The sequence below is a fragment of the Alcanivorax sediminis genome, from assembly GCF_009601165.1.
Taxonomy (GTDB): Bacteria; Pseudomonadota; Gammaproteobacteria; order Pseudomonadales; family Alcanivoracaceae; genus Alcanivorax; species Alcanivorax sediminis.
Genome location: NZ_WIRE01000001.1, coordinates 1,221,058 through 1,243,211, shown reverse-complemented (window position 1 = coordinate 1,243,211; position 22,154 = coordinate 1,221,058). Strand labels below are relative to the sequence as shown.

Annotated in this window: 19 protein-coding genes and 1 tRNA gene; 9 read left to right on the top strand and 11 right to left on the bottom strand. The window is 55.7% G+C overall.

Annotated elements, in window-relative coordinates; genetic code table 11:
* Positions 1-59 precede the first annotated feature (59 nt).
* From GFN93_RS05590 to GFN93_RS05570, 5 genes are all read left to right on the top strand, one after another.
* Positions 60-2,273 carry an AsmA family protein gene (locus tag GFN93_RS05590; RefSeq protein ID WP_153499636.1) on the top strand — a complete coding sequence of 738 codons (2,214 nt, stop codon included), beginning with the start codon at positions 60-62 and terminating at the stop codon, positions 2,271-2,273.
* 91 nt (positions 2,274-2,364) lie between these two features.
* Positions 2,365-3,441, top strand: a complete 1,077-nt coding sequence (gene mutY, locus GFN93_RS05585; RefSeq protein WP_153499634.1) for an A/G-specific adenine glycosylase — start codon at positions 2,365-2,367, stop codon at positions 3,439-3,441.
* A gap of 33 nt (positions 3,442-3,474) precedes the next feature.
* Positions 3,475-3,759 carry an oxidative damage protection protein gene (locus tag GFN93_RS05580; protein ID WP_153499632.1) on the top strand — a complete coding sequence of 95 codons (285 nt, stop codon included), beginning with the start codon at positions 3,475-3,477 and terminating at the stop codon, positions 3,757-3,759.
* 54 nt (positions 3,760-3,813) lie between these two features.
* Positions 3,814-3,889, top strand: a tRNA-Phe gene (locus GFN93_RS05575).
* 143 nt (positions 3,890-4,032) lie between these two features.
* A complete protein-coding gene (locus tag GFN93_RS05570) occupies positions 4,033-4,854 on the top strand; it encodes a M48 family metallopeptidase (protein ID WP_153499630.1) in 822 nt (273 codons plus the stop codon).
* 50 nt (positions 4,855-4,904) lie between these two features.
* On the opposite strand, the gene GFN93_RS05565 is transcribed toward GFN93_RS05570, so the two are convergent.
* Complete coding sequence (locus tag GFN93_RS05565) at positions 4,905-6,434, bottom strand: flavin-containing monooxygenase (protein WP_153499628.1); 1,530 nt, start codon at positions 6,432-6,434, stop codon at positions 4,905-4,907.
* Between the two features lie 106 nt (positions 6,435-6,540).
* Here GFN93_RS05565 and GFN93_RS05560 point away from each other — a divergent pair, with 106 nt between their 5' ends.
* Complete coding sequence (locus tag GFN93_RS05560; protein WP_153499626.1) at positions 6,541-7,554, top strand: AraC family transcriptional regulator; 1,014 nt, start codon at positions 6,541-6,543, stop codon at positions 7,552-7,554.
* Positions 7,555-7,696: 142 nt separating this feature from the next.
* On the opposite strand, the gene hldE is transcribed toward GFN93_RS05560, so the two are convergent.
* Complete coding sequence (gene hldE / locus GFN93_RS05555) at positions 7,697-9,127, bottom strand: bifunctional D-glycero-beta-D-manno-heptose-7-phosphate kinase/D-glycero-beta-D-manno-heptose 1-phosphate adenylyltransferase HldE (RefSeq protein WP_153499625.1); 1,431 nt, start codon at positions 9,125-9,127, stop codon at positions 7,697-7,699.
* 193 nt (positions 9,128-9,320) lie between these two features.
* Here hldE and GFN93_RS05550 point away from each other — a divergent pair, with 193 nt between their 5' ends.
* Both GFN93_RS05550 and lpxL read left to right on the top strand, forming a co-directional pair.
* Entirely contained in the window at positions 9,321-10,487 is a 1,167-nt protein-coding gene (locus GFN93_RS05550; RefSeq protein WP_153499623.1) for a hypothetical protein, read from the top strand.
* Positions 10,488-10,501: 14 nt separating this feature from the next.
* Positions 10,502-11,416, top strand: coding sequence for an LpxL/LpxP family Kdo(2)-lipid IV(A) lauroyl/palmitoleoyl acyltransferase (gene lpxL, locus GFN93_RS05545; RefSeq protein ID WP_153499621.1), 915 nt, complete (start codon positions 10,502-10,504; stop codon positions 11,414-11,416).
* Here lpxL and GFN93_RS05540 read toward each other — a convergent pair.
* Both GFN93_RS05540 and GFN93_RS05535 read right to left on the bottom strand, forming a co-directional pair.
* Positions 11,400-12,572: an O-antigen ligase family protein gene (locus GFN93_RS05540; protein ID WP_153499619.1), complete on the bottom strand. Its 1,173-nt coding sequence runs from the start codon at positions 12,570-12,572 to the stop codon at positions 11,400-11,402. The genes lpxL and GFN93_RS05540 overlap by 17 nt on opposite strands.
* A gap of 14 nt (positions 12,573-12,586) precedes the next feature.
* Complete coding sequence (locus GFN93_RS05535) at positions 12,587-13,708, bottom strand: glycosyltransferase (RefSeq protein WP_153499617.1); 1,122 nt, start codon at positions 13,706-13,708, stop codon at positions 12,587-12,589.
* A 90-nt stretch (positions 13,709-13,798) separates the two neighbouring features.
* Between GFN93_RS05535 and GFN93_RS05530 the strand changes: the two genes are divergently transcribed.
* Entirely contained in the window at positions 13,799-14,641 is an 843-nt protein-coding gene (locus tag GFN93_RS05530; RefSeq protein WP_153499615.1) for a lipopolysaccharide kinase InaA family protein, read from the top strand.
* Here GFN93_RS05530 and GFN93_RS05525 read toward each other — a convergent pair.
* Genes GFN93_RS05525 through waaC form a run of 7 tightly spaced genes read right to left on the bottom strand, consistent with a single transcriptional unit; the run spans position 14,619 to position 22,142 of the window.
* The gene (locus GFN93_RS05525) at positions 14,619-15,338 is read right to left on the bottom strand and encodes a BUD32 family EKC/KEOPS complex subunit (RefSeq protein ID WP_153499613.1); all 720 of its coding nucleotides are present in this window, start codon (positions 15,336-15,338) and stop codon (positions 14,619-14,621) included. The two genes, GFN93_RS05530 and GFN93_RS05525, sit on opposite strands and share 23 nt — an antisense overlap.
* Positions 15,335-16,477, bottom strand: coding sequence for a capsular polysaccharide export protein, LipB/KpsS family (locus tag GFN93_RS05520; protein ID WP_235901678.1), 1,143 nt, complete (start codon positions 16,475-16,477; stop codon positions 15,335-15,337). Before GFN93_RS05520 ends, GFN93_RS05525 begins: the two co-directional genes overlap by 4 nt.
* Positions 16,477-18,399, bottom strand: coding sequence for a sulfatase-like hydrolase/transferase (locus tag GFN93_RS05515; RefSeq protein WP_235901955.1), 1,923 nt, complete (start codon positions 18,397-18,399; stop codon positions 16,477-16,479). Before GFN93_RS05515 ends, GFN93_RS05520 begins: the two co-directional genes overlap by 1 nt.
* Positions 18,399-19,151, bottom strand: a complete 753-nt coding sequence (locus GFN93_RS05510) for a lipopolysaccharide kinase InaA family protein (RefSeq protein WP_194285750.1) — start codon at positions 19,149-19,151, stop codon at positions 18,399-18,401. Before GFN93_RS05510 ends, GFN93_RS05515 begins: the two co-directional genes overlap by 1 nt.
* 26 nt (positions 19,152-19,177) lie before the next feature.
* Positions 19,178-19,996, bottom strand: coding sequence for a lipopolysaccharide core heptose(I) kinase RfaP (gene rfaP / locus GFN93_RS05505; protein ID WP_153499608.1), 819 nt, complete (start codon positions 19,994-19,996; stop codon positions 19,178-19,180).
* On the bottom strand, positions 19,993-21,120 hold the full coding sequence (locus GFN93_RS05500; RefSeq protein ID WP_194285749.1) for a glycosyltransferase family 4 protein: 1,128 nt from the start codon (positions 21,118-21,120) through the stop codon (positions 19,993-19,995). Before GFN93_RS05500 ends, rfaP begins: the two co-directional genes overlap by 4 nt.
* Positions 21,117-22,142 carry a lipopolysaccharide heptosyltransferase I gene (gene waaC / locus GFN93_RS05495; protein WP_153499604.1) on the bottom strand — a complete coding sequence of 342 codons (1,026 nt, stop codon included), beginning with the start codon at positions 22,140-22,142 and terminating at the stop codon, positions 21,117-21,119. Before waaC ends, GFN93_RS05500 begins: the two co-directional genes overlap by 4 nt.
* Between the last annotated feature and the right edge of the window lie 12 nt (positions 22,143-22,154).

The following is a 22,154-nucleotide window of genomic DNA, read 5'->3' as shown; positions in this document are numbered from 1 at the left end:
GTACGTTATTCACGGCTGCTATAATCCCGGTCAACTGGCAAACACGCAAGGAGAGCTCCATGGGACGCCTGTTAAAAATTTTGCTGATCACCGTAGTTGCCATCATTTTGCTATTGGCGATAGCCGTTTTTGTGATCACACAGGTAATTGATCCCAATGAGTTCAAGCCGGAAATCGAGAAACAGGCCCGCGAACAGGCCAACCTGACCCTGAATATCGAGGGCGACCTCGCATGGCAGTTCTGGCCCTCACTGGGTGTGAGCATCGGCCGCACCGAAGCGCGCATCGCCGACCAGGAAGCGCTGTTTGCGGCCCTCAACGAAGCCTCTCTCAGCGTAGCGGTCCTGCCGTTGCTGTATGGGCAGGTAGAAATGGACGGCATCCGCCTGGCCGGCGTGGAAGTCAATCTGGTGGATGCGCCTGACGGAGCCAACTGGGAGCTAATCGGCCCGCAATCCACGGCCGAAGCGGAAACCCCGGAAGAGGCCACCAGCACGGAAAGCGCCGAGAGCGGAAGCCTGGATATCCCGTTGACCATTCCCGAGGTGATCGTCTCTGATGGCAAGGTGCGCTACCGTAACACGGTCGACGGCACCGACATCGTGGTTGAGCACTTCAACCTGAGCGCCCAGGACGTAAACCTGAATGAGCCCTTCCCGCTGCAGATGTCCCTGCGCTATCAGGACCAGAGCGACATGCGGGTAGATATGAGCCTGGACACCGTACTGGCTGCGGATATCGACAATACTCATTTCGTGCTCAATCCCATGACGCTGGATGCCAATATCGCCGGCGCCACCACCATGCCGGTCGATGTTCACCTTGAACAGAATCTGGACGTCAACCTCACCGACGACACCCTCAGCATCAAGGACCTGCTGCTCACCGCCGCTGGCACCGAAACCCGCGGCAACGTGGATGTGAAAGCCCTCACCAGCGACCTGCAGGTCAGCGGCAAGCTTGCCACCCAGCCCTTTGATGCCAACAAGGTGCTGCAATCCATCGGCGAGGCCCCCATTGAAACCACTGACAGCAACGCGCTCAGCAAGATATCCCTGGATGCCACCCTCGGGGGTGAGCCCGGCAGCGTAATGGTCAAACCCCTCACTCTCAAACTGGACAACAGCACTCTCAGCGGCAGCGCCGGGCTGGCGAGTCTGGCAAGCGGCAAAATTGTCTTTGACCTGCTGCTCGACACGATCAATCTGGATGGCTATATGCCACCGAGCACAGAAGAAGACAGCAGCGACGCCGCTGCCGGCACCGGCAAAACGGGCGGCACGGCCAGCCTGTCCACCGACGAACTGATCCCGGTTGAAACCCTGCGCCCGCTGTTGATCGACGGGAAATTTGCCATTGGCAGCCTCAGCTATGACGGCATCAGCGCCAGTGACCTGAAATTCGCTGTGACCGCCCAAAACGGGGTCATCAAGCTGACCCAGGCCACCGGCAAAACGCTGGACGGCAGCTTCAGCGCCCAGGCCACGCTGGATGCCTCTGGCAAGACACCGAAAATGACTGCCAGCAACACGGTCACCAGTGTGCAGATCCAGCCCATCGCGCAAATGGCTCTGGACGATGATCTGGCCAAAGGCCTGTTCTCCATGACCGGTAACTACAGCGCCAGTGGCAATAGCGAAAAGGCGCTGATGGATTCTGCCAAGGGCACCCTGGACCTGAACCTGTCCGATGCCACCGTACGCGGACTGAACCTCTACAACACCTTGGTTGGCGGTGTTAACGACATGCTTGGCCAATTCCAGGGCCTGGCCGCCGCCATGATCCCCGGCCAGGAATCAGGCAAACTGCCTTCCGCCCTGTCCGAAGATACCAAGATCCTCGACCTGAACTCCAAGGCGCGCCTGGACAAGAACGTGGCCTACCTGGACAGCCTGGATGCGGTACTCAGCAAGGGCAAGATCAGCGGCAATGGCTGGATGAACATCCTCAACCAGGATTTTGACTTGAAGATCGGCATGCAGTCACCGGAACTGGGCACCTCCAAGTACCTGACGGACACCACCTGGCCACTGCGCTGTGAGGGTAATCTGGAAGGTGATCCAGCCAAGTGGTGCGGTCCGGACAAATCCGGTTTCAAGGACATTGGCAAACAGGTTGCCGCCAAAGCCACCCAGGACAAGCTGAAAGACAAACTGGGTATTGAAGGCGAAGGCGACACCGCCGAGGAAGTCATCAAGGACGCAGCCAAGAAAAAGGCCAAGGAAGAAGTGGACAAGCAGATCCAGGACGGCCTGAAAAAGCTGTTTAATTAGGAGACGCTGCACGCTTCACGCAACATGCAGCACGCCAAATGATAAGGCGGAAACGGGCAAAGCCCGTATCCGCTTTTTTAACCGGACAATCATGGCCCACCGAACACTTTCGCCAAGCCGTTTCAGCCAGGCCCTGCTCGACTGGTACGACCAGTACGGACGTCAGGACTTGCCCTGGCAGCATCCGCGCACGCCCTACCGGGTGTGGATCTCGGAGATCATGCTGCAGCAGACCCAGGTGACCACGGTCATCCCCTACTTCGAACGCTTCATGGAGCGTTTCCCGGATGTGCAGACCCTGGCGCTGGCGGAGCAGGATGAAGTCCTGCACCTGTGGACAGGACTGGGCTACTACGCCCGCGCCCGCAATCTGCACAAGTGCGCCAGGCAGCTGCTGGAAAACTACCGCGGCGATTTCCCGGATACCGTAGATGAAGTGGCCACCCTGCCCGGCATCGGCCGCTCTACCGCCGGCGCCATCCTTGCCCAGAGCCGTGGCATACGCGCGCCTATTCTTGATGGCAACGTGAAACGGGTGTTGTCACGACTGCATTCCGTGGAGGGCTGGCCCGGCAAGAAGCAGATAGAGACGCGCCTCTGGGAGCTGGCCGAACACTACACCCCCGATGAGCGACTGGCCGATTACACCCAGGCCATCATGGACCTGGGCGCAACCCTGTGCCGCCGCAGTAAACCAGACTGCCTGGCCTGCCCGCTAAGCCAGGGCTGCAGCGCGTTTGCCAATGGCAATCCGGAAGCCTTCCCCGGCAAAAAGCCGAAGAAAACGGTTCCCGTGCGCACCACCACCATGCTGATCCTCCGTGATGATCAAGGCCGTGTGTGGCTGGAGCAGCGCCCCTCACAGGGCATCTGGGGCGGCCTTTGGTGCTTCCCCCAGACAGAAACGGCGGACGAGTCGGCCAGCGCCCTGCAAGCCCGCGCCATGCGCGCCAAGGCGGACGCCCAACCCCTGGACGGCTTTCGCCACACCTTCAGCCACTTTCACCTGGACATCACGCCGCTGGAAATTGCGGTAAAGATACAGGGCACCTGCGACAGTGAAGGCAAATGGGTCGACCCCGCCGCGCCCGGCGAACTCGGCCTCGCAGCGCCCGTCAAGAAACTGTTGGCGGGACTGGCAGCCCCTCGCCAGACCCGCATGTTATAGTCTCTCCCACTGTAATCAGCTTACGGAGTCGCCATGAGCCGCACGGTAATGTGCCGCAAGTACCAGACCGAACTGGAAGGCCTGGATCGCGCCCCCTTCCCCGGCCCCAAGGGGCAGGACATTTTTGAGCATGTGTCGAAGAAGGCCTGGCAGGAATGGCTTCACGAGCAGACTATGCTGATCAATGAAAAGCATCTCAACGTGATGGATCCACAAGCCAAAGTCTTCCTGGATGAGCAGCGCGACCGTTTTCTGAACAATGAAAACTATGAAAAAGCAGAGGGATATACCCCGGTTGCTCACGATGCGAACAAATGAACGCCAGATGGGTTGACGCGCCCCGTTTCAGAGGCTTTAATACGCGCCCTGATTGCCCGGATAGCTCAGTCGGTAGAGCAGGGGATTGAAAATCCCCGTGTCGGTGGTTCGATTCCGCCTCCGGGCACCATCTTCGAAAAGGCCTCGCTACGCGAGGCCTTTTTCGTTTCCGGAAAACCTGAGTCTTCTTGACTACACACCGCCGCCCGTCTCCGCTACCTTGATAACACCCATGGCTCCCCGGACACGCTTGTGCAACGCAATTGTTTTCTGATGCTTCTCATTTTCGCCCTTTCAGGCTGCGATCAGACACCCACTGGCCGGGAGCAACTGGCGCTGATACCTGACAGCATGATGGCGGACTTTGGCCGAGAGACCTTCCTGCAGATTCAGCAGCAGATTCCCGTGAGCTCGGACGATCAAGCCAGGCAGCAGGTGCAATGTGTGGCCAACCAACTGCTCAGCCGCATTGAAGCCCGCTTTCCCGGGAGCCCGTTGCCGCAAACCTGGGAAGTCGTAGTGTTTGCCAACGACACACCCAATGCCTTCGCCGTAGCGGGCGGCAAGATTGGCGTCCATCAGGGCTTACTGGCCGTGGCGGAAAGTGATGACCAGCTGGCCGCCGTGATCGGCCATGAGATAGCCCACGTCCTTGCCCGCCATGGCAACGAGAGGCTGACTCAGGAACTGGGCATCAAAGCCACCCTGATGCTGATCGGGTTGTTCAGTGAGGGGGATACCGATATGGAAAGTGTTATTCAGGCACTGGGCCTGGGTGCCCATCTGGGGATTGCGCTGCCGTTCAGCCGCGCCCACGAAGAGGAAGCCGACCTGATGGGACTGGAACTCATGGCCAGCGCCGGGTTTGATCCTCGGGAAAGCATCGCCCTGTGGCGAAATATGGCCGCGGCAGGTGGCGGCCAGCCACTGGAGTTTCTCTCCACCCATCCGAACCATGACAGCAGGATCGAGGCTCTGCAGGAAAGGATGGAAGTGGCGCTACCGATTTACCAGCAGGCCAACAGAGCCGATTGCGAAACGCCGGATCAGGCAAGCAGGGAACGGGTTTCGAGTAGCGGAAAGCGGGGCTGGTGATCCCCGCTTCTGCCTTTCGAAACTCGTTACTCGCAACTCGTCACTGCTTGTTAGCTGGCAGCAGCTTCTTTCACTGACACCTTCTCAATCGCCGGTTGCCAGTTGTAGTCCTTCATGTTCACGGTCCAGGTCCGCGCCATGAACTGGAAAGTAGCGTGGGGCCAAAGGGCGGTGTTGCGACCATCCGCCTGCTGATACCAGCTCATGCAACCGCCGTTCTGCCACACGGTGCCTTTCAGCGAATCCTGCAGCTTGTCGTTAAAGCGATCCTGCACATCATGCTTCACATCCAGCCAGGCATCGCCCCGCTTATCCAGCTTGGTGATGGCATCCATGATGTAGCGCACCTGACTCTCGATCATGAAGATGATGGAGTTATGACCCAGACCAGTATTGGGACCCACCAGCTGGAACATGTTCGGATAGCCACTCACCGTGGTACCCAGATACGCCTGGGCCGCATCTTTCCAGTCATCCTGCAAACGGCGACCGGGCAGACCCGTGATCTCGAAATCCTTCATGTAGATACGCGGATCAACAATGAAACCGGTACCCAACACGATGCAATCCGCCTGTTGCTCGGTGCCATCACTGAACACGATGCTGTTCTCGCGGATTTCCTTCACTCCTTCCGTCACCAGCGCCACATTGTCACGGTTGAAGGTGGGGTAGTAGTTATTGGAAATCAGGATGCGCTTGCAACCCAGCGTGTAATTGGGCACCAGCTTGCGCGCAGTCTCCTTGTCCTTCACCTGATGGTTGATGAAGGCTTTCAGCGCCGGTTCGGCCAATTTGGCCAGGCGCGGATTGAAGATCGGCAGCACCCGCGCTTCGTTGCTCAGGTAAAGACGCAGGCGATGCAGCTTGCGCAGCGCCGGGAAGCGACCAAATACCCACTTGCTCAAACCTGAATAGGCGCGTTCGTCACGGGGAATGATCCACGGCGGCGTGCGCTGCACCACGGTCAGGTGGCCTGCCGTTTTGGCCACCTGTGGAACATACTGAATGGCGCTGGCACCGGTGCCGATGGACACCACTTTCTTGCCAGCCATGTCGTAGTCGTGGTCCCACTGGGCAGAGTGGATGATCTTGCCCTTGAACGTGTCCATGCCCTTGAAGTTGGGGAAGGAAGGCACGTGCAGGGGGCCACTGGCTAGCACCCAGTGCTGACAGATCACCTGGGAGCCGTCGGCCAGATCCAGAGTCCACAGTGCCACCTTGTCGTCAAAGTGGGCACCGGTCACTTCCGCGTTGAAGCGAGTGTACTGGCGCAGGTTATGCTTCTGGCTGACGCCTTCGATGTAGTTGTGGATTTCCTGCTGGCCACTGTAGCGATGGCTCCAGTCCGGGTTACCTTCGAAGGAAAAGGAATACATGTGAGACTGCACATCACAGGCCGCGCCCGGATAGCTGTTGTGGTACCAGGTACCCCCCATGCCATTGCCTTTCTCGAGCAGCAAGAAGTCCTCGATACCCGCTTCACGCAGCTTGATGGCCATGCACATGCCGCCAAAGCCACCACCGACGATGGCAACCTTGACGCGACGGGTTTTCACATTGATCTGGGCCTGACTTGTCATTATTCGTCTCCTCCGGTAATCCGGTATGTAGGCATGACGACACTCTATCCTTGCCTTTGCCCTGTGAATACGTGTTAACCTGACTGAAAAATTGATAATTCCGGCCATGTCTGCACGCTCGATTCTCGCATTGATCTACACCATCGACCTGCTCGAGAGGGAAAAGGGCATCGACTGTGCCCCCGTGCTGGCACGGCATGGGCTGGACCGGAACAAGCTGGATCCCAATAGCGAAATTGGCCGCGACCGCGAGTTGCTGATTTTCACTGAGCTGCTGCCACAGGTAGACGACCCGCTGCTGGGCTTTGAAATGGGAAGCAGTTTTGGCTTCGCCGGTTACGGCCAGCTGGCCATGCTGTTCATGACCAGCGAAACCGCCTTCCAGGGATTTCAGTTCGGAGTGAAATACCAGGCGCTGACCTACCTGTATGGCGAACTGGCGCTGGTTCCGGGGGAAAAGACCACCGCTCTGGAGCTCCACCCCATCCCCTTGCCCCCGGAAGTCAGCCGCACGTTGATCGACCGCGATATGATCGGCACCTTCAAACTGGTCAACGACATCCAGACCCAACTCAATCTGAGCCTGAAACCAATGGAAGTCTGGATGCCCTACCCCCGCCCTGATGAAGCTCAGGTGTTTGAAGACTACTTCGGCTGCCCTGTCCGCTACGAGCAACCTTATTGCAAGGCGGTGATCAGTAATGAGGACATGGCGGTCCGCCTGCCCGGCTACAACAGGATGGCCCAGGACATGTATCGTGATCAGTGTGACGCCATGCTGGCCCGCCGCGAAACGCCCACCGACCACCTGGGCGATCGCGTCAGCGCCTACCTGAAACTGTTTGCCCGCACCTTCCCCACCGCAGAGCAGGTGGCTCAGGCCTTCAGTATCCCCGAGCGCAGCTTCCGTCGACAGCTTAGCAAGGAAGGCCGTCCCTTCCAGGGCATTATGGATCAGGCCAGGGAAGAAAAGGCCAAGCGTTATCTGGCCGACTCTGATCGCAGCGTGGCCGAGATCGCCGAGCTGCTGGGCTACAGTGAATCCGCCGCATTTGTGCGTGCGTTTGAAAGATGGACGGGAGTGACGCCGGCCCGCCACCGTAAAGGAATTAATAGTTAATAATGAATAATTAATAACGTCGAGAGCCGGTTTTTCATGTTTTGTAACGCATGAGGCCGCGCCCAGATTTTGGGCGCGGCCTCATTGCTTGGTATGAAAACAATCGCTGCTCGCGCAGCTATTAATTATTCATTATTAACTATTAATTATCTTTCTTGATTCGCTCCACGATCTTCGTCGTCGAGATATCGTCAATAAAGTCGAGTACCTTCACGTCGCCGCCGTAGCCTTTCACGAACTCGTGACCCACCACTTCATCCACACTGTAATCACCGCCTTTCACCAGCACGTCCGGCTTGATGGCTTCCAACAGCGGCTCCGGGGTGTCGGTGTCGAAGGGTACGACCCAGTCCACCGCTTCCAACGCGGCGAGCACAGCCATGCGGCGCTCAAGGGGGTTGATGGGGCGGCCCGGTCCTTTCAGGCGACGTATGGAATCATCACCGTTGACCGCCAGCACCAGACGATCACCCTGACGGCGGGCAGAATCCAGATAGCCCACATGGCCGGCATGAATGATGTCAAAGCAACCATTGGTAAAGACAATCCTCTCGCCCTGGGCGCGGGCATCCTCGATGGCGATGAGCAGCTGCTCCTCGGTCATGACGCCCCGGCCAAAGCCACCTTCCTGATGCACCGCGCGGCGCAGTTCCGGCGCGGAGACCACCGCCGTACCCAGCTTGCCCACCACAATGCCAGCGGCGATATTGGCAAGGGCCACGGCATCCTCCATGGCCGCACCGGCAGCAATGCACGCAGCCAACACAGAGATCACGGTATCGCCAGCCCCGGTCACATCAAAGACTTCGCGTGCGCGGGCAGGCAGGTGCAGCTCCGGCTTTCCGTCGCGCAGCAAGGTCATGCCTTTTTCGCTTCGGGTCACCAGCAATGCCTGCAGATCAAAATCCCGAATCAGCTGCTGGCCCTTGGTGATCAGGTCCTGCTCATCTTTTACCGCGCCAACCACCGCTTCAAACTCGCTCAGATTGGGCGTCAGCAGGGTGGCACCCCGATAGCGAGCGAAATCCGAGCCCTTGGGATCCACCAACACCGGCACCCCGGACTGTCTGGCCAGCGCAATCAAGCCCTGACAGTCACGCAGCGCCCCCTTGGCATAGTCAGAGAGGACCAGAGCCCCACAATGCTCCAGCTGCTCCGCCACCTTATCGGCGAAGGGCTGCGGATCCTGGTCGTGGAAGGCTTCCTCGAAATCCAGACGCAACAATTGCTGCTGGCGGCTAATGACCCGTAGCTTGGTAATCGTGGGCAGGCCGGACACCTTCTGGAAATGGCAGCCGACCTGGGCGGCATTGAGGCGCTCCTCCAGGATCCGCGCCGCCTCATCATCACCGGTGACGCCCACCAGCTCCGCGCTGGCACCCAGTGCCGCCATGTTCAGGGCCACGTTGGCAGCGCCGCCTGGGCGGTCTTCCAGATCCGTGACCCTCACCACCGGTACGGGTGCCTCCGGCGAAATCCGCCCCGTGGGACCATGCCAGTAGCGATCAAGCATGACATCGCCGGCCACCAGTACGCGGGCCTTGGCCAGAACGGGAATCTGCGGATTGTGCATAGCGTCTCCAAAACACAACAGTGCCAAATTGGGGCGAAGTGTAGCATAGGCAAAGCGCCAAACACGCCGGCGAAGACATCTTGGGTGGATGCAAACAGGCGCGGACAGTACACTTTGCCGCTGCTGCCACTCACAGCGTACGCTGACAAGGGTATGATGCCCGTCAGGAACAGTCAGGAGCTTCAGGAACCCTATGCCACCTCTTCCTCCCAACATCATGCAAGGACGCTGGCTTCGTTGGTGGTTGACCCTCTCTTTCGCGGTCATGTTCACCGGCACCTTCCTGTTTCATTCCCGCATCGGGCTGTTGAACGTGCTGGATGTATTGTTTTTCCTGCCCTCCCTGACCCTGCTCACCCGGGCCATGGTCAGCGGTGACCACCGCCTGCTGACCTCGCCGCTGCTGGTGCCGTTCTATCTGCTGCTGGGCTGGGCCTTACTCAGCATGGCCTGGGCTGAAGACCCCAACACTTCCCGGACTGTGCGGGGCGTAGTGCAGCTGTTGGTGATGGTAGGCATCTTCCGCTGGCTGCACCTCTATTTCCGCAATACCTTCAAGGAAGCGCTGGCCAATGGCGCCCTCTGCGCCATAATCGCCGCCGCAGTCGTGACCGTCAGTTACTACACCACGCAACCCCTTGCCAGCCCGCTTTTCAGTGAACCCGCCAACCTGATTTTCCGCCTGCCGTCCCTGGATCCTTCTCTGGCGCTAATGGCCATGGTTGCCCCTACTTTCATTCTGCTGTCCCAGGGGCTCGAAGAAGGCCCTGGTGGCAAAGGCGCGCGGCGTTTTGCCGGTGCCATCATGGGGCTGCTGTTTATCGGGCTGGTGTCTCTGCCACTGGGGCTGATGAGCCTGATGCTGGTCATCGCCTGGCTGGCCAGCCGTTCATCCCGCCCATGGCTGGCGGTCATTCCCTTCCTGGCCGCCCTCTATCTGATGGTGCAAGGCGGCACCGATGTCACCGCCAGCCGTTACTTCCTGCATCCCCTGATCGGCAATGGCCTGAATCAGGAAAGCCTGAACGGTATCCTGGGGCACGAGGGAAACCAGCTCATCCAGCTGGCCCACCCCCGCAATCTGTTCCTGCTGCTGGTACACAGCCTGGGCCTGGTGGGTCTGGTTCTGTTCATCGCCAGCTGGGGGAGCCCTCTGGCTGCCCTCTTGCAGCGCGAAGATGTGCAAGGCACCCGTGGCACCTACACCATCGCAGTGGTCCCCGGCCTGTGTATGGCATTTGCCGCCGGCAGCTACCTGCTGGTGCCCTTCCATGCCAGCTGGATGAGCCTTTGGGTGCCGCTTGCACTGCTCATGGCGCGCTTGTGCGAGCGCCCTTCCGCCCAGCCCTCCATACGATAAGCCATTGAGTTGATATGGGAAAAAGACGCAGCCGCCCCACCCGCCTCTACGATCCGAGGCTGATTCCAAGCTGGATTGCCGTTGGTCTGTTCTGGCTTGTGGGGCAATTACCCTGGGAAACACTCCAGGCAATGGGGAGAGGTTTTGGCAAACTTGCCTGGCGATTCGCCAAGTCGCGACGGCATATTGCCGAAACCAATATACGTCTCTGCTTTCCCGAGCTGTCTGAGGAACAGCAACTGGACCTCGCCCGCAAGACGGTGATCAGCACCGGGGAAGCCATACTGGAAATGGCGGGAAGCTATACCAACCACCGGGTAGATCTGAATAAGAGGTCTATTTTCAAGGGTGTGGAATATATTTCCCAGGCCCAGAAGGAAGGGAAAGGGATCCTGCTTCTCGGCATGCACTTCAACAGCATCGATACCTGTGCACGCATGCTGTCAGCCAAACTGGACCTTTATGCGGTCTACCGCCCCAATGACAATCCTGTTATCGATCGACTAATCAACCAGGGGCGGCAGCGCTACGTCAAAGGCATCATTGATCGCGCGGATATTCGCCAGATGATACGTCGACTCCGTAAAGGCGAGGTGGTGTGGTACGCCCCGGATCAGGACTACGGCACCGCCCACGCGGTGTTTGCCCCCTTCTTCGGCGTCCCGGCAGCGACCATTACCGCCACCTCACGGCTGGCACGCATGGGCAAGGCAGCCGTCATCCCCTGCGCCCATTACCGCCTGCCCCACGGCCAGTTTGTGATCGAATTCGGCCCGGCACTGAAGAACTTCCCCGGTGACGACGACATGCAGGATACGATCTGCATCAACCAGACCATTGAGCACTATGTGCGCAAACAGCCGGAGCAGTACCTGTGGGTTCACAAGCGTTTCAAACACCAGCCTGATGGGGTCAAACCTTACCGTTAACCCGGTGAGAGGCAGACAAACCTAACGCCAAACCAACGGGAAGCACGAACACCATCCACTCTGGACCGGGGTAGCCAAGCAGCAAGTTCCCATCGGTCACCATGGCTGCGAGCCCAAAACAGATCAACATCAGCCCAAACACAGACAACGGCCAACTGTTCGTCCTGAAGAAGATCCACGTAGCCCGAGCATAAACTAACGCCAGCAGGAGCACTCCCACTACCCCTCCCCAGTAAAAGTGGCCAAGCCAGATATTGTGGGCATGCTGCCAGCCGTAAACTTTACTGAAGTAAACGTAATTTTCATCAGTCAAGCCGTGCCCAAACCAGAGCGCCTCCGGCAAACGAACCAGCACGGCTTCCCATATCAACAATCTTCCCGTATCCAGTCGGGCCAGCCACTGCTCGTCTTGCGCAAGAACAAAAACAGTAGCCATAAGAAATACAATCATGGGAACAGCCCAGCGCTTCCACCCATGAGCTGCAAAAAAAGCAGCGGCCATTGCCGTAACGAGCAAACCCAAAAAAGGGCCTCGGCTTCGCGACATGAGAAAAACCGCCAAAATCACAACTACAGAGCCCATAAGAGCCATTCGATCTCTTTTCCTCAGCCCCTTTTCCAACATCAAAACGCAGCCTAGCAACAAAGGGAATGCGTAATAGTACATACCAATGATAGGGTGCTTCGCCTCTCCCAAAGGCCTAATTCTCACACTAAGCTCATGCCCCGAGATCAAGTAAAATGCCAAAATCGATGAACAAGCAACCACCGCTCCAGCCAACACAAAAACTATAAGGTATCTGCTTGTCAGCTCACTTCTTGCTATACCCCACGCAAGCAGAGCGACAAGCATGTAAGCCTGCATCACAGGCCTGAACATATCGACAGACCCATCAACAGCTCCATTCCAGTCCGACCATCGCGCCATGTAGTAAAAGCCGTAGGCTAAGAACGTGATCAGCAGAAACGGGTCAACACGAATATTCGATGCTTTCCCCCTGACAAGTATATAAATGGCAAACAGACCCAATAGCGGCTCGAATACAGAAGATATCTTACCCCCGCCCCTCTCAAGGCCAATCAGGCAGAAAAGAATCAACAGGGCAGCATAAAGGAATTTTTCAGCACTGGCTGAGCGCATCAAAAAGCTCGACATGACGATACCGCTACTTAAAGAAGAAGGTAGTTTTTCAAAATTTCATCGAAATCATAACGTTCAGGCATAGCTGGCCTCCCTTTTCCATCGGATAAAAGGGTTTGATCAATCAGTCTCGCCAGCTCCTCAACATTTCCTGCCTCAAACATACATTCCGGATAGGCTTCCATTATCTCCTCAAAACCACTAACTCTTGAGGCGACTACAGGGAGACCAAGGCACATAGCCTCAAGCAAAGCCAGACCAAACCCTTCATGGAACGAAGCGCCGACGTAGAGAGTAGCCTCACGGACAATGCCAAAAGGTGGTTTTACATAGCCGGCAAGGTGAACCCGATCATCCACACCCAGTTCTTTGCTTAGGCAACAGAGGGCCCCTCTCTCCTTCCCCTCACCAACAATCACCAAGTCGTGGGTATGGCGGGCATTGGATTTCGCAAAGGCGCGAATCAGCACATCGAACCCCTTAACCTCAACTAATCGACCCACCGAAACAATATAAGGCCGGGAAATATTCATGGACGGCGCAGTCATGGAAGCCTCAACTAATGCTGACACATTCACACCGTTCCCGATCACTGTAACAGCCCCGTGACCACCCACCTCTTTGACATAGTCATCCTTAACAGCTCTTGAAACAGCAACCCTTTTACCCTGTTCATAACAAGCCGCGATTAGCCTGTAGCGTATCCGTCTTACCCAACCCACACTTTTCCCGGCATGCTTACTCTGTATCTCATGCATCACCTTAACAAGGTTTGGGTGGCGAAGTTCCCTGAGGGCTGCAGTGACCTTAAAACCATGAATAACAATCATGTCCTCGTTATTCACCCCCAGCTCTAACATTAAATTTTCGAAAAGGGCACGATTCTTTTGAGCCGCAAAAAGGTTTCCAATACCTTTTAAAAAAGTCCTAAATACCGCATATAGAAGCCGCACTACAAGGCCGGACTCTGCATTTTCCAAATCAAGATAATGAATCTTATCCTGTAGATCCTCAGGCAACTCCCCTTTCCTGCTGGTCAGGATGATACGCACATCGTATCCAGCAGAGAGAAACATTCTGGCATGCTCGACGATTACGGAGTTCAGCCCCCCTATTTTCATGCTGCCAGTTACAAGCAAAACTTTTTTCATCGCTTTATCCGTCTGCGCTCAGGAATGACCTGCTACCCAAGTCCGACCTCTTTCTGTAGCATTACACTTTTATGGTTGAGCTATCCTCAAATGCACAATTCACACTTAACCATCGATTTCCACTGCGAGCTTGGATTTCATACAGCCATTGCAGAGGCAGTTCAACGCCTCTTGTCCGGCCACGATGACTGGGTTTCGATCAAGAAAAATGATCGCAACACCATCGCGTATCACCCCGAGTTAGGAGTCTACTTCAAGAGTTTTTACCGAAATTCAGTGACCGAACGGTTAAAGAGCATTTTTTCAGGAGGCAGAGCCCACCGCACACTCAAGGGCACCCGATTACTTCAAGCCGCGAACTGTCTGGCACCAGACATTCTGGCGACCGGGCGATACTCCAACAATGATTTCATCATAATGGAAGCCCTCAACGGCCCCCCCCTTCTTAATACCCTAGAAAGCTACCTCAAAGACAAACCTGACAGCCAGTGGCGAAACGATCTGTTTAGGGAGCTCGGCTTCACCATAGGAAAAATGCACGCGCAGGGCGTTATCCATGGCGATTTACGAGGCAACAATGTGGTGATTGTACCCGATCATGACTGCTACCGCCTCGCCATGATCGATAATGAAAGGACTCGCAAGGCATTTCGTTTCAAACGTGAACAACGTCGAAACCTTAAACAAATCATGCTGTTCGGCCCCCACTACATCACATCTTCTGAACGAGATATGTTCTTTGACTGCTACTTTCAGGCATTTCCACATTCATCATCCCGTGCGAAACTCCTTGTAAAATGCACCTTCGACGAAGTTGAAGAGCATTTTCAGCGCAAGGGGATCGTGCAAGGGACGCCTCTTGAGCCAATAGATTACTGGCCTACTATCAGATCATTACAACCGCTGGAGGTCAGCCAGCACAATATTGGCTAACCGTTCTCATCACTTGATCGGCATTTGCTCCGCTCAACCCTGCCTCACCGCAATAGCCTTTGACCCAGGCGCTAGCCAGAGGCGGACTCAGTCGCAATCCGCTTCGCTGGTTCCTGAACCAGGCTCTCTCCAGCGATGTCATGGCTCGTGTCTCACGCCACCCTGGGGCTAACAGTGGCTTCTCCCTGTCCAGCAAAATCAGTTCTTCGTTGTTAACCATAAAATCCTTGGCTCTGAGCGGCTCATAGCCCCCCAGCTTGTGCAACATGGCAGCTATCCGACCATAGCGCTCCGCCATCTCCGCACGACAGGGAACGTCCGACATCAACACATCTTCAAGACTAATACCCGCCACCGCCGCAGATAGCATAACTCCATACGCAGGCACCCCAAGGGTATAGCGAGTGCCATGCCCCAGAATTGGAATCACTTTGATTCCCGCGTCCCGCAAGCGCAGCAAGTTCCTGGCCTCCAGTTCTACCGATGAGCACCATGCTCGCGCCAAACAGAGCCGGGGGATCAATACCTTCCATCGTTCCCGACTGCTCACCTTCAGGAAGACGTCGCGGCCCTGATATTGCCCACTATAGACCTGCGTCATCGTTCCCTTTCCGGAAACCACTTCAGGCTCCGAATCAAACAGTGCCAGTTCATTTACCAGATCATCCGCTGCCACTCCCCGGGTTACCCAGCTCAAAATTGATCCCCTCGCAGAATCTCGTCCAAGCGCTTTCGCATCCTCGCAGGATATTCCGGTGTGTAATCAGGCCAACGGCCGGGCACCAAATAAGCCTCCCCCAACCAGGCAACGAAGTGCCGGATCAGCTCGTCATCAAAGGATAGCCCCTCAGGGTCTTGCAGCAGCTCCATCAATTCCTTCTCGTTGTCGGCATGGGACACCAGACCATCTATGTTGTAGCAGGCATTCCCCAGAGTGATCACAGGCCTTCCCAGCAACAGGCTTTCGATGCCAACGGTAGAGTTAATGGTGATCACTGCGAGCGACTGCTCTATCAACTCCTGGGTGTCGTTGGCATTAGCATAAATAATACGTGGATGGCGGCCATGAAGTTCCGGATAACTTCGCTTGGACGTAGGATGCTCTTTGACGACAAAAACGGTGTCGGAACGTAAACTATCGACTGTCTTTTCAAGCACCTCGTGCAACCGCTCCATCGACTTGATCCAGGGCGAATGAATCAAAATCTGGGTATCATCATAAACTTGGAACGGAACAAATATATATCGCTCAGGCAAGCTGATCGGCTGACCTACCGGAGTGCGAGGCGGACGCCTAACTAGATTACTGTCCACCTTCATACCTTGAGGCTGATAGGATCGATAAAACCCTGACTTACGCGGCATTCCGTTGGCAAAGTTAATCCCTTTTCCATCAAGCACCATCGTGTTTGGCAGATAGCCTAGCTCAAGATAGGCCACTTTAATCCCTTCACCTTTAGCCCAGGCAATAACTGCTTTCTGCTTGTAATGCTCCCCATTGAGCACGAAAAGAATATTTGGTCTACGCCGCTCAGATTCACGAAATATTCCTGCCATGAGATGTGCTATTCGTAGCGCCAACCCTAACTGGAACCAGCGGCCATGGGCGCCATTATTGAGCTTTCCCTTGTCCACACGAAAGCTGAGCCACTCAGGCAAATTACTACGATTCCTCCAAACCCAATACAGGGCTCGCGCAGTCTTGCCCCAGCCAGGGTGTTTGGCATTTATAACAACCCCATCAACAGGCATTTCTGCTTTCAGCGCGTGAAAGTGCTTCTCTTGATTCCGACTCATTGCGAGAAACAGCACGTAAGGCAACGTTTCGCTCATCATCAGCCTCCGGTTTTCTGTCGAGGAGAAAAGGCGCTATCACTAATCAGGCCACGCTTCTCCAGTGCTGCGTAAAGTAATGTTTCCTGATAGTCGGCATCAGCTGTGGACAGCTTATCGATAATGTGATCTTCCGCATCCAGTCGATAGCGATAACCATAGATGAGATCGATCATGATCTTGCTATCATCATCCAGCAGACTTGCATTCGAGGGCGCATTACCTTTCCGTGTTTGCGAGTACAGGAGCAGAGGCCGGTGATTTGCGCCATGCAGGAGGGAGCGGCCAAAAATGCTTGATTCGCAATGCACGCCCAGCAAATCCAGTATCGTTGGCATTACGTCGAAATGAGTGGAGCGGGCAACCTCTCCAGCAGGCAAGGCAGGATGACTCATCATCAAAGGCGTGCGCACTTGCCCGTTAACACTGGAGCTTGAATGGGAAACATAGCCAAACTCGCCAAAACTCTGCCCATGGTCTCCAGTATAAATGATAAGAGTATTACTCAAATCCCGGAGCTCACCCAAGGCGCCAAGAAACTTGGCCAGCACGGAATCAGCCTCCTCGGCAGCATTACGAAAACAAATCTCTCTTCCCTCTCCCTCATGCCGATCAAACTGCTCCTTGTTCACTACCTGATAAGGGGAGTGGGTTTGCTCGTTCTTCAGGTGGAGGAAAAACGGCCCTTCGCCCAATGACTCATTAACCGCATCAACACTATCAAGGAATGCATAGTCGCCACGATCGGGATCCAGTCCCAATGAATCGCGATCGAGAACCTCGTCAAATCCTGCATCCATGAGAATATCGCAAAGATTAAAAAAACGGGTACGAGAGATCATCATATAAACGGCGCGATAACCCTGCGATTTAAGCAATGGAAGGAACGGATACTCACCATTTACGGGGTAATTGCCTTGGTAGATATGCTGTATTGCACGGTTAGTGTTTGGACAGCAGGCATAATGCATCTTGGAGACCAAGGATTTATTCGCGAAACTCTCCATGAATTTCAGTCTCGCCCCATCTTTCTTGAATGGATAGATAGAGTCTCGAGCCAATGATTCCATGGTAATCAAAATTACGTTAGCCCCACGGCACAGACCGAAACTTTTACTGGGCGACGGGGGCGCCATCGGCAACACTACATGACGCTGAATATCCTCATCCTTCAGCGCAACCGCAGAAACAGGGCCCAATCTCGCGCCACGAATAAAGTCTCTCACTGGTGAGCGCACACTAAAAAAAGGTGTATTAAAGAGTTGCGCCAAAAGCTTCAGCACAACCACACCGATGAGCAGCCCCCCTCCTGCTGCCGCCTGCCACCAAGGCCAATCCACCCCGGAATCCCTCAGATAAGCCATCAAAACAGCAAGGCCAGCCAACAAACCCATCCAGACAGGCGCGCTAATCAGACCAAAACGGCTCTTGGTGATTCCCATCAGAAACAATACAGAGACGGAGGCAAGCGCCACATCCCTAACACCGGGACTACCTGCCATCTGGGCATAGATAGCAACCAGAAAAGCCACAATAGCCAATGGCGTTGCCAAAAACCAAGAGCGCTTCACGAGAGCATCCACTATCTCCTTGGAGTCGCCAGAAAAACTCTCTGCTCCTTGAAGAAAGATCTTTAGATTGTTGAGGTTGACTTCGAAACCAAACAGATGCACTAGCACCACATCCAACCACATGATCATCAATGACAATCCGATCAGAGCGACCAGAGAACCGTAAAGCATGGGCCAGGGGTGGGCCAGCGCAACCACCCCAGAAATCAAAAATAACACCCAAACGTCATCCAGCCTGGGGCGTGTATCTACATAGTTACGCAACGCATAAATCTTGCGTTGCATATATACAATCGCCAGTCCACACCAGAAGAGGAGTGTCAGCGACAAGCCAAAGAGTGACCATTGAAACATCACAACTGCGATCCATATTTCTGACGATGACGCTTTGCCAGCTTGTCATAGGCTGGCCCCAGATCGCGGCAGACCTGTGTCACGGAACGCCCCCGTTGCTTAGCATAATTCGCCAACATAGCCTCAATAATGTACTCGTGAATGCGCAGCTCCCGAGCATTGATCAAAAAGCGGGCCAGATCTCTACCAAAGTGTTTATTACGAAACCAGAAAGGCCGAAAGACACCATCAAGATCAATCAACACAAGTTGAGAATCAGAACGCCGTACCATCCAGTTCGCCCATTTGGTATCGCCATGTGCATAGCCGGCCTGATGCAGGCCCACCAAGAGCTCCACGACATCAGCAAACACGCGCTCAACGCCGCCAATCGCCTCCAGGCCGCTGTTAACCGCAATGGATTTGAGGTCCTCAGCATCCAGACCTTCGCACACGAAGAATGATGACGAGCAATCCCGCCGCTTTTCCATCAGATAGGCCATCGGCTCAGGGACCCGGACACCGATACGGCGTAATTCAAGAGAGAGCCGAAAAATACGTCTTGCACGAAACACACCAAGCCAGGAGATTACACGCCGAAACAAGTTCTTCGCCCTGTAATGTTTGACAAAAACAACGCCAGCAGGAGTCTTAAGCAGCCGAGCCTCTACTTTCCCGCCCTGCTTCAGGATCTGGTGCTCAGCACTAAACCATGCCTGCACAGATTCACCCGCCAAGAGAGAAGCCACGGCTTCTTGGTCACGATAGATCAACCGAAAGTCGTCACTGTCATGGGCCCTCAAATCCACCGGGGCGCCTCCTGTTGCTTGTCCTTGCGGTACAGCTTTTCGGCCCGTCCGCGAACAGCAAGCCAGAAGCGCTGGTCTTCTTGCAAGGTCTGACGCCAGGGCTTACCGCTATAGTTCGCCATCGCTCGCAGCAGGTCTGCCTTGGTCAGTCCAATATCCATAGCTGAATAAAACAGACCACTCATATCCTTGACCAGCCAACGCCATGGTACACGCTCGCGAACTTGCGCCCGGTGCAAGTCAATCAGATAGAGAGGCACATCACCTTCATTCGCCAGCCAATTAGTGCGGCTCATCAGGAAGTGACACAAGTAGAAATCCCGGTGATTGATGCCTGCCGCATGCATGACCTTAGCCATCCGCACTACATTGTCCAACAAGGTTCGTTTGAACACCGGCTCCGGCGGGTCTTGCTGCCACAGCAACCCAGCCTCTTCCAGGCTCAGGGTGTCGGCGAGATCATCCGTGATCACAAAAGAGTGGATCTTCGCCGGATTGATACCCTTCTCGCCATACCCGGCCACCGTCATGGTATGCAAACCCGCAGCAGTCACAGCCTCAATGGCACGAACCTCCGCCAAAGCACTGACTATTGGCAAGCGCAGCTGGCAGAGATTCTTAAGCACCTCACCCCAACCAACACCACGGTGGTGTTTGAGAAAATAGCTCCGACCGTTCAAGGAAAAACGCAGGGTACGGCGCCCCTCTCTGGCACGAAACACCTCACCTTCCAGCGCCACTACACAGTCAAAAGGGTCTTTCTGTTGCCAGGCCCGCGCAAGTTCGTCTCGAAGGAATAGCTCTGTCATGAGTTCAGCAGCGCCTCGATTTCCGCCAGAACCTGTTGATGCATGCCAAACAGATCCACCCGGTCAGCATAATGTAGAGCGGCGTTCCGGTAACCCGAGCGATCACCACGAAGCATGTCCGCCAGCGCCTGATCCAGCTCAGACTGCGCAAACGGAGACGCAACGACCTGCCCAGCACCAGACTCTCTTACATAACTGGCATAACCACAGGCAGCCGTCGTCAAAATCGGCAACCCGGCCACCAGCGATTCCACCAACACCATTCCCGCAGCTTCATGGAAAGCAGGATGTATCAAGAGGTCCGCCCCCTGTAGTAAAGCCGGTACGTCATCACGGGCACCGGCAAAGATCACGCTGCCAACCAGGCCCAGCTTGTCGAGCTCAGCAAGGAAGGGGGCGCTGTCATCTTCACCCACCACCAACAACTTAACCGACCGTAACGCCTCCGGCAGGCTGGCCATCGCCCTCAGTACCCGCCCAAGCCCCTTGCGACGAAAATCCGACCCAAGAAACAACAGCAGACACTCCCTGTCTGCGACTGCAAACTCTTTGCGAACCTTCTCCCTCAGAGACGCTGCATTTTCGCCGGGGCGTCGATCATCACGCACCCCTGGGGGTAGAACCCGGTAGCGACGCTGGTCCAATGCATATTCACCGAGATAATCATCACGCTGACTGTTATTGAGAAACAAGATCCGGGTATGGCTGGCCGGTGAAAATAGCTGCTGTTCAAGATTCAGGTACGTCCGGTATCGCGGCAACAGCCTAGTAAAAGCATTTTTTTCCTTGACCCGCATAGCGAAACAATCATCAGCAGCAAAGTACAAGTCTCCCCCTGGTAAGCGGTTAAAGACCACCAAGACCTTTGCTTCCACCTCTTGCTTGAACTTAAGTGCCCTACTGCCAAAAGCCACCATAGCAGCATGATTAGTACGGGGACCAACCTGCTCAATAGTAACCTTGAGCCAATCAGGGCGATCCCCCTCCCAGCCTGTCGTTAGAACCTCAACCAGATACCCCGCTTGCACACATAATTCTGCCACCCGAAGAAAGTCACGCTGCAAACCGCCATAAGGGAAATAACGGAACAATGCGAAAGCCACGGTAAAAGGCTGCTGCGTCATATGCATAACTCCCGTAGTCGCTGCCAGACAAAATGAGGTTTCAGAGTACTGAAGCAGGGCGGCGAGACCCCCTTGCCCAACTCCCCCCGATAGGTACACCTTTCCTGGACACAAGGCGCACAAGGAAAATCTGCGGCAAGGGATTTAGCACGCAACCCGAGCACACCGGTGAGCACTGGATCCGTCGGCCCATACAGGGCAATTCCCGGCAGGCCCGCCGCTGCGGCCAGATGAGCCAGACCGGTATCGACGGCCACAAAGGCATCCCAGCTGAGTAATTTGTCGGTGAGCGCATCCAGATCCATCTTCGGCAATACCTCAGCCGAAGCAAAGTCCGCAGCCAGCCGGTCCGCCCGGGCCTTCTCGTCGTCATTGCCCCAGGGCAGGTACACGCGATGCCCGTCTGCACAGGCCAGCCCCACCAATTGTTGCCAGAACACCTCCGGGTAATGCTTGGTGCCCCAAGTTGTGCCGTGACAAAACACCAGGGTTGCAGGTTGGGACAACGAAGCGGGCACATGCTCACGCGGCAGCCCCGCATCCGGGGCCCCGGCAGGCAATGCATAACCCAGGGATTGTGCAAACAGCTGCCTCACCCGGAGAATCGCATGCTGCCCTTTGGCGACGGCCTGGGGATGGTCAAGCACCCTGGCGGAGAGACCTTCACGGGCAGAGTACTTGTCGAGGCCAAACTTGGGGCCACGGGCCAGCCGGGCAATGAACGCGCTCTTGATCAAACCCTGGGCATCAATGACCGCATCGTATTGTGTTGCCTGAAGGGCAGATTTGAACGCGTCCCACTCGCCAGAGCGACGGGCCTTGAACGGATGCTTGCGCCAGCGACGCAGCGCGCAGGGGAAGACCTGGTTGACCGCCGGGTGACGGCGAGCCAGATCGGCAAAACCTTCTTCGACAACCCAATCTACCTGCAAACCAGGAATCGCTGCTTTCGCATCGGTCAGCGCAGGCAAGGTATGAATCACGTCCCCCATGGAGGAGGTCTTGATCAGCAGCACGCGCATGGCAACTCCGCC